Raw genomic sequence first — 13199 nt, 5'->3', positions numbered from 1 at the left:
GGGACGGCGCCCGCATAGGCCGTCCCCAGCGGGAAGCCTGCAGAATATGGCAAGCAGCCCGAAACATCGGGCCGACGGCAGGCAACGAAGAAGCAACGTACAAGTAACAAACCGGCAAAGGACAGGCGCCAGGCAACAAACAAGCAGGCAGGCAGCCCTCGGACAGCACGCAACCCGTACCGCACACGAGCCATGAAACCCGAAAACCTCGCCTATCCGGGCCGTACCTCTACGTTGCGCCGCTGAGCCGCACCGCGCTGTCGAGCCGATAGGAACATCGGCATCGGCGCGAGAACAGCGACAGCGCCGCGAACCCAGCGCCGCATCAGAGGCGCGCTTCGCAGGTGGCGCCGCTTGCATCGTCATCAGAAAGAACAATGGAACGCGAACCGTCCGCGCCACGCGGAGGCGTTCGCTCGCGCTGTCAAAACCCAGGAGGAAACGTCATGCCGTGGTTCATCCTTGCGCTTGCCATCGTTGCGCTCGCGCTCGTCTACGTTCGGGCACGCGCCTCCTGGTGGCTCGCGGCCATGATCGTCTGGGTCGCGGCCGCGCATCTGGGCGGCGCGGCGGGTCCGGCGCTCACGACGTTCCTCGCGATCGTGTGCGTACTCCCCGCCTTCGTGCTGACGTTCAGGCCGCTGCGCCGCGCATGGCTCGCGAAACCGGTGCTCGACGCGTTCCGCAAGATCCTGCCGCAGATGTCGCCGACCGAGCGCGACGCGATCGAAGCCGGCACGGTCTGGTGGGATGCCGAACTGTTCTCGGGGCGCCCGCACTGGGACACGCTGCTCGGCTACGGTCCGGCGACGCTGACGCCCGAGGAGCAGGCGTTTCTCGACGTCGAATGCGAGCAGCTCTGCGATCTCGCGAACGACTGGGACACCACGATGGTGTGGCAGGACCTCTCGCCGCAAGCGTGGCAGTTCGTGAAACAGCACGGCTTTCTCGGCATGATCATTCCGAAGCAGTACGGCGGCAAGCAGTTCTCCGCGTACGCGCATTCGCAGGTCATCATGAAGCTCGCGACGCGCTGCTCGGCCGCGGCCGTCTCGGTGATGGTGCCGAACTCGCTCGGCCCCGCCGAACTGCTGATGCACTACGGCACCGAGGCGCAGAAGAACCACTATCTGCCGCGTCTCGCGCGCGGCGAGGACATCCCCTGCTTCGCGCTGACGAGCCCCTACGCCGGTTCCGACGCGGCCGCGATTCCCGATGTCGGCATCGTCTGCAAGGGCCTGCACGAGGGCCGCGAGACGCTCGGCTTTCGCGTCACGTGGGACAAGCGCTACATCACGCTCGGGCCGATCGCGACCGTGCTCGGCCTTGCGTTCCGCGCGCTCGACCCCGACCATCTGCTCGGCGCTGACGACGAGCCCGGCATCACCTGCGCGCTGATTCCGACCGACCACCCCGGCGTCGAAATCGGCCGGCGGCACTGGCCGTTGAACGCGGTGTTCCAGAACGGTCCGAACTCGGGCAAGGACGTGTTCATTCCGCTCGACTGGGTGATCGGCGGATGCGCCCAGGTCGGCAACGGCTGGCGCATGCTGATGGAGTGCCTCGCGGCGGGCCGCGCGATCTCGCTGCCGTCGTCGAATGTCGGGATGGCGAAGATCGCCGTGCGCGGCACCGGCGCGTATGCCGCGATTCGCCGCCAGTTCCGCACCGCCGTCGGCAAGTTCGAGGGCGTGCAGGAAGCGCTCGGCCGCATGGGCGGCAACCTCTACGTGATGGATGCCGCGCGCCGCCTGTCCGCGCATGCGGTCGATCTCGGCGAGAAGCCTTCGGTCATTTCGGCGATCGCCAAGTATCACATCACCGAGCGTGCCCGCAAGGTCATCAACGACGGCATGGACGTGGCCGCCGGCAAGGGCATCTGCATGGGGCCGTCGAACTTTCTCGCGCGCGCCTATCAGCAGGTGCCGATCGCGATCACGGTCGAAGGCGCCAACATTCTGACGCGCTGCCTGATCATCTTCGGCCAGGGCGCGATCCGCTGCCATCCGTACGTGCTCAAGGAAATGAACGCGACGCGCGAGCCCGATCACGCGAAGGCGCTGCGCGATTTCGATGCCGCATTCTTCGGTCACCTGAGCTTCATGCTGTCGAACCTCGTGCGCAGTCTCGTGGATGGGCTCACGAGCGGCGCGCTGATCGGCAAGCCGCGCGCCGCCTATGCGCCGCTGCACGCGTATTACCGCGCGGCGACACGTCTCGCGACGGTGTTCGCGCTGCTCGCCGACGTGTCGATGTTCGTGCTCGGCGGCGACCTGAAACGCCGCGAGCGCATCTCGGGGCGCCTCGGCGATGTGCTCTCGCAGCTCTACCTGATCTCGGCAACGTTAAAGCGCTTCGAGGACGAAGGCCGCCAGCCCGATGACCTGCCGCTCGTGCGCTGGGGCGTCGAGGACGCGCTGTACCAGGCCCAGCATGCGCTCGACGGCGTGCTCGCGAACTATCCGAACCGCCTCGCCGCGACGCTCGTGCGCGGGCTCGCGTTCCCGTTCGGCCTGCCGCACCGCGAGCCGTCGGACCGGCTCGGCAGCGAGATCGCCGAGCTGATGCAGACGCCGGGCGCCGCGCGCGAGCGGCTCGTCGCCGGTTCGTACGTGCCGCACCCGGACGTCGATGCGCTCGGCTATGGCGAACTCGTGTTCGCGCTGAATCCGCGCTTCACGCAGATCGACCAGAAGCTGCGCGAGGCGGTCAAACAGGGCTCGCTCGAACCGATGCCGCAAAGTCTCGCGCAACTCGGCGCATGGACCGACACGGCAGAGCGGCAAGGCCTGATCGACGCCGACGAGCGCCGCGTGCTCGACGACTACGCGCGCTATGGCGCGCACGTCGTGAAGGTCGACGATTTCCCGGCCGACTTCGACATGCTCGCGAGTCTGCAAAAGCGCAAGGAAGCGCTCGAGCAGGCGTTGGAGGTGGCGGCTTGAGTGGCGCAGCCCAACCGGCACGCAAGCGCGCAAAAAAATCCGCGCCGCATCACGGCAAAGCGCCCCCGGCGCCCCCAACTCAAGGCAAACTGGCACACGTCCGGCGTCCCCGCCACGGGGTTTCCCGGGGCGCGTCCAGCGGAGCAAGCTACGATATGAACGACTCCTACCTGAAGTTCGTCAACTCGCCGTTCGGCGCGCGCCTCGCGCGTTCGCTCGGTTTGCCGAAGCCCGAGGTGCTGCGGCGCTATCGCGCGGACCGGCCCGAGTTCGACGGCCTGATCGCGATCGGTGCGGGCCGCGAGCCGCACCTGTTCGATGCGCTCGCGAGGCTCGTCGCGAGTATCGGCATGACGAGCGTCGCGCACGAAAGCGCCGGGCTCTGGGTGCCGCTCGCCAACCGCCACGGCCTGATGACCGGGCGCTTCGAGCCGGCCGAAGCGGGCTCGGCCGGCAAGCTCGCCGCGCTGCTGTTCGACGCGAGCGGCATCGAGGACAGCAGCCAGCTCGAACCGCTGCACCGCTTCTTTCACGACACGCTGCGCTCGCTCGGCAAATGCGGACGCATCGTCGTGCTGGGCCGCCCGCCCGAAGCCTGCGCGAGTCCGCGTCAATGGACCGCGCAGCGCGCGCTCGAAGGCCTGACGCGCTCGCTCGGCAAGGAAGCGCGGCGCGGCATCACCGCGAATCTCGTGTATGTCGCGCAAGGCGTGGAAAACGCCCAAGGCGCAGCAAGCGGTATCGACGCGACGCTGCGCTTCTTTCTGTCGCCGCGCTCGGCGTATGTGTCGGGCCAGGTCGTGCGCATCGAGGCGAGCGATGCCAGCGGCCAAACCGGCGTGAACAGCATGAGCGGCCTGCGCGATTCGGGCAACTCGCTCGAAGTAACCAACGCAGCGAATACAGCCAACGTAGGCAGCCCCCACGACGCCAACCCCACGACGTCCGCCGCCTTCGACTGGCGGCAACCGCTCGCCGGCCGCCGCGCGCTCGTCACCGGCGCCGCACGCGGCATCGGCGCGGCCATTGCGAGCGTGCTCGCGGCCGAAGGCGCACACGTGATCGGCCTCGACATGCCGTCCGCGCGCGATGCGCTCGACGCGACGCTGCGCCCGCTCAACGGCACCGCACTGACGTTCGACATCGCCGCGCCCGAAGCGCCCGCCCAGCTCGCCGCCGCGCTCGACGAGCAAGGCGTCGACATCGTCGTGCACAACGCCGGCATCACCAAGGACAAGACCCTCGCGAAGATGACCGAAGCCGCATGGCAGAGCGTGATCGACATCAACCTGAGCGCGCAGGAGCGCATCGACGACGCGCTGCTCGCAGGCGGCATCCTGCGCGACGGCGGGCGCATTATCGCGGTGTCGTCGATCAACGGCATCGCCGGCAATCTCGGCCAGACCAATTACGCGACCTCGAAGGCCGGCGTGATCGGCCGCGTCGCCAGCATGGCGGCGCCGCTACGCGCACGCGGCATCACGATCAACGCGGTCGCGCCCGGCTTTATCGAAACGCAGATGACCGCGAAAATTCCGCTCGCGATCCGCGAGGCCGGCCGCCGCATGAACTCGATGAGCCAGGGCGGCCAGCCCGTCGACGTCGCGCAGACCATCGCGTGGCTCGCGCATCCGGGCTCGGCGGGCGTGACGGGCCAGGTCGTGCGCGTCTGCGGCCAGAGCCTGATCGGAGCGTGAAAGTGGCGCACGGAATGGGACTACGCAGCATGAACCCTGGAGCATGAGCATGCGCGAGCCGGATGATCCGTTCGGGAACCGTCATGCCGCGTCCGCGCCGGGCGGCGGTGCGCGGCCGAAAACCGTGGTCGTCGACACCCTGCCTTCGACGGCGAAGCTCCATGCGCGCGCGCTGTCGGGCATCGTCAAGCGCGGCCGCGGCACACAACCCGGGCAGGCGCCGCAACTGCCGGCGCTGCGGCTCGTGCGCCCCGCCGTCGCGCTCGCCCCCGGCCCGGCGTGGCGCTATGCGCGCGTGTGCGGCTTCATCCCCGAGCATGGCGTGCCGCTCACCTATCCGCATCTGCTCGCGTTTCCGCTGCATCTGCTGATGCTGACCGACCCGGCGTTTCCGTGGTCCGCGCTCGGGCTCGTGCATCTGGCCAATCATGTGCGGCTGCGCCGGCCGCTCGCGTACAAGGACCTGCTGCGCATCGAGGTCGAATTCGGCGCGCTGCTGCGCCACGACAAAGGCCAGGCGTTCGTGGTGCGCACGCGCATCTACCGGCGCGGCGAAGCGGTCTGGGACGGCGACAGCGTCTATCTGAAGCGCACGGCGTCCGCCGCGGTGTCCACCGCAGTGTCCACCATCGGCAGCCCGTTCGAAGCTCTGACGCTCGGCCCCGAGCCGCTGCAACGCATCGCGCGCTGGCAACTCGCGCCGCAACTCGGCCGCGACTACGCGAGCGTATCCGGCGACTACAACCCGATCCACCTGAGCGCGCTATCGGCGAAGGTCTTCGGTTTTCCGCGCGCAATCGCGCATGGCATGTGGACGCTCGCGCGCGCCGCGTCGTCATTGCAGCCGCCGAAGCCGCTCGCCGAGGCGACGCTCGCTGCCGAATTCAAGGTGCCGATGCTGCTGCCCGGCGAGGCGTCGTTGTGGAGCGCGTCGCCGTCGCTGATCGAGCGCGATCTCGAAGTGCGCGACATCGCCGGCGACAAGCCGCATTTGCGCGCGCGCATGCAGTGGCGGCTGCAATGAGCCGGGCAGCCGCCATGCGCGTCATTTCAATCGTTCGCCTCATCCGATAACCGAACCGTCGGGCCATAACCGCAAGGAGCCGAGCATGCCCCACCCGCCACCCGCCGTGCGCCGCGTCGCCATCGTCGGCGGCAACCGGATTCCGTTTGCCCGCTCGAACACCGCCTACGCGAACGCCTCGAACCAGGACATGCTGACCTTCACGCTGCAAGGCCTGATCGATCGCTACGACCTGCACGGCGTGCGTCTCGGCGAGGTGGCGGCGGGCGCGGTCATCAAGCATTCGCGCGATTTCAACCTGACGCGCGAGTCCGTGCTCTCGACCACGCTGGCGAAAGAGACGCCCGCCTACGACGTGCAGCAGGCCTGCGGCACCGGCCTCGAAGCCGCGATCCTCGTCGCCAACAAGATCGCGCTCGGGCAGATCGAGGCGGGCATCGCGGGCGGGGTCGATACCACGTCCGACGCGCCGATCGGCGTCAACGAGCGCATGCGCAAGATCCTGCTCGAAGCGAATCGCGGCAGGAGCACCGGGCAGCGCGTGAGCGCACTCGCGAAGCTGCGGCCCGGCATGTTCTTCAAGCCGCTCCTGCCGCGCAACGGCGAGCCGCGCACGGGGCTGTCGATGGGCGAGCACTGCGAGCTGATGGCCAAACGCTGGAACATCTCGCGCGAGGCACAGGACGTGCTCGCCTGCGAGAGCCACCGCAAGCTCGCGGATGCGTATGCGCGCGGCTTCGTCAACGATCTGATGACGCCGTACAAGGGCCTCGCGCGCGACAACACTCTGCGCGCCGACCTCACACTCGAAAAGCTCGCGAACCTGAAGCCCGTGTTCGATCGCGATGCCGGCACGCTGACGGCCGGCAACTCGACGCCGCTGACCGACGGCGCCTCGGCCGTGCTGCTCGCGAGCGAGGCGTGGGCGGCCGAGCGCGGCTTGCCGGTGCTCGCGTACCTGAGCTGGTCGGAGACGGCCGCCGTCGACTTCTTCGACCAGCAGGAAGGTCTGCTGATGGCGCCCGCGTACGCGGTGCCGCGCATGCTCGCACGCGCCGGCCTCGCGTTGCAGGACTTCGACTTCTACGAAATCCACGAAGCATTCGCGGCCCAGGTGTTGTGCACGCTCGCGGCATGGCAGGATGACGAATATTGCCGCACGCAGCTTGGCCTCGCTGGTGCGCTCGGTGCGATCGATCGCACGCGGCTCAACGTGAACGGCGGCTCGCTCGCGACCGGCCATCCGTTCGCGGCGACGGGCGGGCGCATCGTCGCCGCGCTCGCAAAGCTGCTTGCGCAACTCGACAAGCCGGCCGGCAGCGCGCGCGGGCTGATCTCGATCTGCGCAGCAGGCGGCCAGGGCGTAGTCGCCATCGTGGAACGCTAACGCTACCGCCAGCACTCACACCGATCGACAGGAGACGACCGATGACCGAGCCGATGCCCCAGCCTATCCAGGCCCCGCCCCCGGCCGCCGCCGGGTCCGACGGGTCCGCCTCAGCGGCCGGGTCCACGCCGCCGCGCGCGCCGAATACCGACGGCATCTGGTACGCCTCGTATCCCGCGGACGTGCCGCATGACATCGACGTCACGCAATACGAGTCGGTCGGCCAGTTCTTCGACGAATGCATCGCGCAGTTCCGCGAGCGCGTCGCCTATGTGAGCGTCGGCGCGGAGCTGACCTACGGCGAACTGGGCCGCAAGGCGACCGCGTTCGCCGCGTATCTGCAAAGCGTCGACGTGCAGCCGGGCGAGCGCGTCGCGATCATGCTGCCGAACACGTTCCAGTATCCGGTTGCGCTGTTCGGCACGATCAAGGCCGGCGCGGTGGTCGTCAACGTCAATCCGCTCTACACGGTGCGCGAACTCGCGCATCAGCTGAAGGACAGCGGCGCGCAGACGATCGTCGTCTTCGAGAATTTCGCGAAGACGCTCGAAGACGCGCTGCCGGGCACGAAGGTGCGCAACGTCATCGTGACCGGGCTCGGCGATCTGCTCGCGGACGGCCTCAACCTGAAGGGCCGTCTGCTCAATTTCATGCTGCGTCACGTCAAGAAGATGGTGCCCGCCTACTCGCTGCCGCAGGCGGTGCCGCTGCTGCAGGCGCTCGCGGCCGGCTACGCGCGCACGCTCGCGCCGGTGCGCGCAAGCCACGACGACATCGCGTTCCTGCAATACACGGGCGGCACCACCGGTGTTGCGAAAGGCGCGATGCTCACGCACCGCAATATCGTCGCCAATCTGCTGCAGGCGAAGGCGTGGGCCGCGGGGCAGTTGAGCGGCGAAGTCGAAACGGTGCTGACGCCGCTGCCGCTCTATCACATCTATTCGCTGACCGTGAACGCGCTGATCTTCATGGGACTCGGCGGACGCAACATCCTGATTGCGAATCCGCGCGACATGAAGCGCGTGATGATGATCATCCGTCACGAGAAGTTCACCGGCATGACCGCGGTCAACACGCTCTACAACGCGTTTCTCGACAACGAGGCATTCCGCAACCGCGACTTCTCGGACCTCAAGCTCGCGATGGCGGGCGGCATGGCGACGCAGAAGGCGGTCGCCGAACGCTTCAAGGCCGTGACCGGCAAGCCGATCGTCGAGGGCTACGGGCTCACCGAGTGCTCGCCGATCGTCTCGATGAACCCGGTCGATCTGACCCACCTGCGCGACTTCGAAGGCTCGATCGGGCTGCCGGCGCCATCCACCCAGGTGCGCTTTCGCCGCGACGACGGCAGTTGGGCTAACGTCGGCGAGGCGGGCGAGCTATGCGTGCAGGGCCCGCAGGTGATGAAGGGTTACTGGAATCGTCCCGAGGAAACCGCGAAGGTGCTCGACGACGACGGCTGGCTCGCGACCGGCGACATCGGCGTGATGGATTCGCGCGGCTTTATCCGCCTGATCGACCGCAAGAAGGACATGATTCTCGTGTCGGGCTTCAACGTCTATCCGAACGAAATCGAGGACGTGATCGCCGCGCATCCGGAAGTGCGCGAAGTCGCGGCGATCGGCGTGCCCGATCCGGCGCAGGGCGAACGCGTGAAGGTGTTCATCGTGCGGCGCAATCAGACCCTGACCGCGGAACAGGTGATCGCCTATTGCCGCAAGAACCTGACCGGCTACAAGGTGCCGAAGCTCGTCGAGTTCCGCGACGAACTGCCGCAAACCAATGTCGGCAAGATTCTGCGCCGCGCATTGCGCGACGAGGAACTCGCGAAGCAGAAGTCGGCCTGACGGGAATATCCGCCGCGCGTGTTCGTTCATCATGACGGCCATGCGCCGGCGTCGTTGTATCGCTGTGTTGCTGTGTTGCCGCGTGGTTGCCCGCGCCATTTCTGGAGGGATTCATGAAACACGGCATATCCGCCCGTTCGCGCCGCCAGCGGGTTGCGTCGCGCATTGCCGCGAGTTCGCCGCACGACAGCGCGTACCCGCGTGAAGTACCGGCATATGGGCTCAGGGGCCGTCGGTTGATCGCCGCGCTGAAGCATTCGCTGCTCGCCTCGTTGCCTCGCGCGACGCTCGCCGCGGCCGCCCTGCTCGCACCGTTCACACCGTCCACGATACCCGCCGCGTTCGCGCAAAACGACGACCATCCGCCGCCGCTCGACAGCGCGAGCGCCGGCACCGTCAAGCCGCCCACCACGCCGCTCGCGCGGGTCGGCAAGCTCACGCTCGACAGGCAGGTCAAATGGCTGCGCGCCGCGCAGCAAAGCGGCGCACTCGAAAAGCTCGACGACGCGCAACTGATCGCGCTGTTCCAGTCGCTCGATCCGCTCGCGTTGCCGCGCTACATCAAGGAAGGACCGAACGGCTATCCGTCGTACGAGTTCGCGATGTCGCGCGCGGAGCGCATTCACGGCCAGTGGCCCGACAAGCCCGATCACATGCTGGTGCGGCTCGCGCACGATCCACTGCGGATCTACGCGAAGTGGCTGCCCGACGGCGCGCACGCGGGCCAGGAAATCATCTACGACGAATCGAAACGGACCGACGAAATGTACGGCCATCTCGGCGGCATCATGAACGTGCTGCCGGTGTGGACCTCGCTGACGGGCGCGCTCGCGCGCTCGCAATCGAACCACGAGGTCCGCGATCTCGGCACCGAGTACATCGCGGACCAGTACCTCGACGAAGGCCGGAAATACGCCGAGGCCGGCGTGCCCCGCTCGGCGCAGATCGACGTGAAGACGATCGACGGCGTGCGCGTCGTCACGTTCACGTTCGAAACGCCGACCGGCCAGCCGCAGTTCTATGCGAAGAAGGAAACGCTCGGGCTCGATCTGCGGCATCCGTTCTTCCGCACCGTCGAGTCTTACGACAACGAGGGCAAGCTGTTCGAGCGGATCGTGTTCGAAAACATTACGCCGCAGACGTTCGACGATTCGACTTTTGATCCGAAGAACAAGGCTTATCGGTTTTAGCGGGTGGTGTGTGTCGAGGTCGGGGCCGTATCGATGCGGTGCGGTGCAGTGCTCATGTCCGGGCCGTGCTTGCTCGATGCCTGCTCGATGCCTGCTCGATACTTGCTCGATGCTTGTTCGGCCTCTGTCCGGCAGGTACCCGATGTTCGGCGGACAGGCGGCCAATCCGCGCGAGCGGCACGGCTCACGCATGGCGCGGCGTCAGCGCGAACGCCACATAGGCCGCTTGCGCGGGCTGCCCGACTCGCGGCTCATGACTGTGTTCCACGAAGCGTCCCGTGCGGATCGCGAGATGCCGCAGGACGAAGTAGTCGGAGGCACGCGTGAAGCCGATCAGCGACGGCGTCGCGCGCGAGGCCGCGTCACCCAGCCAGGGTGCGAGCGCGGTGAACCAGAGCGCGCCGGCATCGTCGCCGGTCTCGAAGACCGGCAGTTGCAGATGCGCGGCATAGCGCGCGAACGATGCGCCGCACACGAGCGTGGAATCGACGATCGCCAGCGTATGCATATCGTTGCCGAGGTTGCCGCGTGCGACGGCCTGCGCGAACCACGGCCATGCGCCGCCGGCCATCGTCGACAGCCATGCACCCGTGAGCATGAAAGTGCGTCGGTCCATCTTGCCTCACGCCATCACATACCGCTCACGCGCTCGCACTCGTGCGCAGTCGCGCTCATTTACCGCACCGTCACGTATATCCCCGCCGGTCGCGCCACCCGGCCGGCCAGATTCCCTGCTTGCCCGGCGCGAGAATGCCGTTCGGATCGAGCGTGTCCTTGATCGTCTCCGCGAGCCGCAGCAATGCGCCGTCGTTGAAGCCGTACTGAGCCGCCGCGAAATCCATATACGCGAGATGCGCGCGATATTCGCCATAACCGGCCGCGCGCGCATCGCTCATCAGCGAGCGCAGCAATTCGCCGGCCCGCTCGACCTGGCTCGCGTCGTCGCGATCGAAAATCGCCGCGAAAATGTGATGCAGATGCCGCGCGCCCGCCGTAAAGCCGCCGTAGTAGTCGAAGCCGTATTCGGCGGCGCGCGTCTTCACCATCGTGTACTGGCGCAGCGCATCGCGCCCCGTCGCCGGACAGATCGGCGCGAAGTCGACGTGCGCGCCCGCGCCGCCGCGCCAGTCGAGCATGCGAAACGCGGTCATCGCGGGAATGCCGGCCATGTTGCGGTCGCCGCCGCCCGCCGGTTGCGCGTCGCCGGCATAGCGCGCCGCCGACAGGCGCGCCTCGGGCACCCGCGCGAACGCACGCTCGATCGACGCATAACGCGCATCGATCAGCTCGGGCGTGCCGTATAGCGCGAAATGCAGGTTCCAGCGCCCGACGCCGAGCGTGTCGAGCATCGCGGTCAGCGCGCTCTCGGGCATCGCGCCCGCGCCGTCGTACCACGGCCGCCGTGCCGACAGACCCGCCGCGCGGCGCAAACCGCCCTCGATCACCGCGTGATTGCGGATCGTTCCGTCAAGCCGCAGCGGCCGCAGAATCTCGACGATCGCTTCCAGATCGGCCTCGTGGCGAAACTGGATTTCGCCCAGCAGATACGCGGGCGGCGCGGGCATCAGCCACACACCGAGCTTCGTGACGATGCCGTAGTTCGACTGCATGAACATCGCGTCGAACGAGGGCCCGTAGCCCGGCTGATACAACTGCCACGCGGTGCCGATCTCGATGCCGCCCATGCCGGTGCGCAGCACGTCGCCGTTGGCGAGCACGACTTCCATGCCGCATTGCGCGGCTGCGTGATCGCCGTAGTCGGTGTAGCCGAAGCCGCGCTCGAGCGTATTGCCGACCACGCTGCCCCAGCCGGCCGCGGGCGGGTCGATCCACAGCCTGTAACCCTTTTCTCGCAGATGCGCGTACAGATCGAAGTAGCTGACGCCCGGCTCGACGAGCGCATAGGCGAGCGTCTCGTTGACGTCGAGGATGCGGTTCATCCGCTGCAGATCGAGCACGACCGAGCCGGCAAGGCGCGGCGCCGCGCCGCCATACGCGAAATTGCGTCCGGTCGACACGGTCCACAGCGGAATGCGATATCGATTCGCGATGCGCAGCAGCGCGCGAATTTCGTCGACCGAAGCCGGCAGCAGCGCGGCGCTCGCGGCGAAGGCGGCGCGCTCGCCGGGCGCGAACGGATCGAGATAGGCGGCGAGCCCGGCGTCGGACGTCACGACCTGCGCATCGCCGACGACCGCGCGCCAGCCGGCCAGCGCATGCTCGAACTGCGCGGCGGACACATTGGGCGGCAAGGTCTGGGGCACCGCGTCTCCTCATCCTCAAGATGCGAACGGCGGCGTGCGGGGTTCAACGCACCGCCGCGTCATCGCTGTACCGCGTACGCCACGGCAACCCGCGCCCGACACAGCACCACCATGCGACAGCGCCATGCAGCGCCTGCGCCGCCGCTACTGCTCGCCGCTCCAGGTCTCCGGCTTGCCGCCGAGCGCGCTGCATACGTCGATGGCAATCGTGCGCAGCTTGCCTTCCGCGATCGCGCCGGAGAGCGCGTAGCCCATGCCGTCGTTGACCCAGTAGAAGGTGCGCCGGTTGCCGTCGCGCAACAGCCGGAACGCGGTCTCGTTGCGCGCGATGCCGGTCACGTAGAGCGTGAGGCGCGCGCCGGCCGCGTTCTCGTACATGAACTGCGCGGCCGGCCCCGCCTCGCCGGGCAACAGCCGCCCGCCCACCAGCGCGTAACCGTACTCCTGCAGCGACGGCACCGAAAGCGGCCGGTTCAGCCGCTTCGACAGCCAGTTGATCAGATGCTCCTCTTCGCTCGCGGCGACCTCGACCGGATGACGCCGCTCCGGCGAATACACCGCATACGCGACGTCCGCGCGCTGCGCGAAGCCCGCCGGCTGGCCGCTCAACCTGTCCCATGCGTTGCCCCAGATACCGCCCCAGACGCCGCCCCACGCGTTGCCGGTCAGACGCGGCGCGAGCGGCCCCAACGCCAGCGCGAGCCCGGCACCGACGGCAAGCCAGCAGGCCGCGAGGCCCGCGCGCTGCCACCACGGCCGCGTGCGCCGCAACACGATGAAGGCGGGCTCGTCCGCTACGCTACGGCGATTGTCCGCGTGATGCTTCGCGGCGCCGGCCGCGCTAT

General features: G+C 68.0%; 9 protein-coding genes. 6 read left to right on the top strand and 3 right to left on the bottom strand.

Going from position 1 to position 13199, the window contains the following annotated elements; all coding sequences use genetic code 11:
- The first annotated feature begins 446 nt into the window (after window positions 1-446).
- The 6 genes from G3N58_RS11765 to G3N58_RS11740 all read left to right on the top strand — a co-directional run bounded on the left by G3N58_RS11765 (window position 447) and on the right by G3N58_RS11740 (window position 10090).
- Window positions 447-2945 (top strand): acyl-CoA dehydrogenase, encoded by a 2499-nt coding sequence (locus G3N58_RS11765; RefSeq protein WP_205999234.1) that lies wholly within the window; start codon window positions 447-449, stop codon window positions 2943-2945.
- A 155-nt stretch (window positions 2946-3100) separates the two neighbouring features.
- The gene (locus G3N58_RS11760) at window positions 3101-4642 is read left to right on the top strand and encodes a 3-oxoacyl-ACP reductase (protein ID WP_205999233.1); all 1542 of its coding nucleotides are present in this window, start codon (window positions 3101-3103) and stop codon (window positions 4640-4642) included.
- A 49-nt stretch (window positions 4643-4691) separates the two neighbouring features.
- Window positions 4692-5666 carry a MaoC/PaaZ C-terminal domain-containing protein gene (locus tag G3N58_RS11755; RefSeq protein WP_205999232.1) on the top strand — a complete coding sequence of 325 codons (975 nt, stop codon included), beginning with the start codon at window positions 4692-4694 and terminating at the stop codon, window positions 5664-5666.
- Window positions 5667-5751: 85 nt separating this feature from the next.
- Window positions 5752-7053, top strand: a complete 1302-nt coding sequence (locus G3N58_RS11750; RefSeq protein ID WP_167040115.1) for an acetyl-CoA C-acetyltransferase — start codon at window positions 5752-5754, stop codon at window positions 7051-7053.
- Window positions 7054-7106: 53 nt separating this feature from the next.
- On the top strand, window positions 7107-8900 hold the full coding sequence (locus G3N58_RS11745; protein WP_241017085.1) for an AMP-binding protein: 1794 nt from the start codon (window positions 7107-7109) through the stop codon (window positions 8898-8900).
- 113 nt (window positions 8901-9013) lie between these two features.
- A complete protein-coding gene (locus G3N58_RS11740) occupies window positions 9014-10090 on the top strand; it encodes a DUF1571 domain-containing protein (protein WP_241017077.1) in 1077 nt (358 codons plus the stop codon).
- A gap of 184 nt (window positions 10091-10274) precedes the next feature.
- Here the strand turns inward: G3N58_RS11740 and G3N58_RS11735 are convergent, their stop codons facing one another.
- From G3N58_RS11735 to G3N58_RS11725, 3 genes are all read right to left on the bottom strand, one after another.
- Window positions 10275-10706 (bottom strand): hypothetical protein, encoded by a 432-nt coding sequence (locus G3N58_RS11735; RefSeq protein ID WP_205999231.1) that lies wholly within the window; start codon window positions 10704-10706, stop codon window positions 10275-10277.
- 70 nt (window positions 10707-10776) lie between these two features.
- Window positions 10777-12354: an FAD-binding oxidoreductase gene (locus G3N58_RS11730; protein ID WP_205999230.1), complete on the bottom strand. Its 1578-nt coding sequence runs from the start codon at window positions 12352-12354 to the stop codon at window positions 10777-10779.
- A gap of 144 nt (window positions 12355-12498) precedes the next feature.
- Window positions 12499-13199, bottom strand: a 701-nt coding sequence (locus tag G3N58_RS11725; RefSeq protein WP_205999229.1) for an anti-sigma factor, incomplete at its 5' end; no start/stop codon positions are given.

Source organism: Paraburkholderia sp. Ac-20342 (assembly GCF_017104985.1).
In the GTDB taxonomy this organism is placed as follows: domain Bacteria; phylum Pseudomonadota; class Gammaproteobacteria; order Burkholderiales; family Burkholderiaceae; genus Paraburkholderia.
This window is presented reverse-complemented; position numbering and strand designations above follow the sequence as displayed.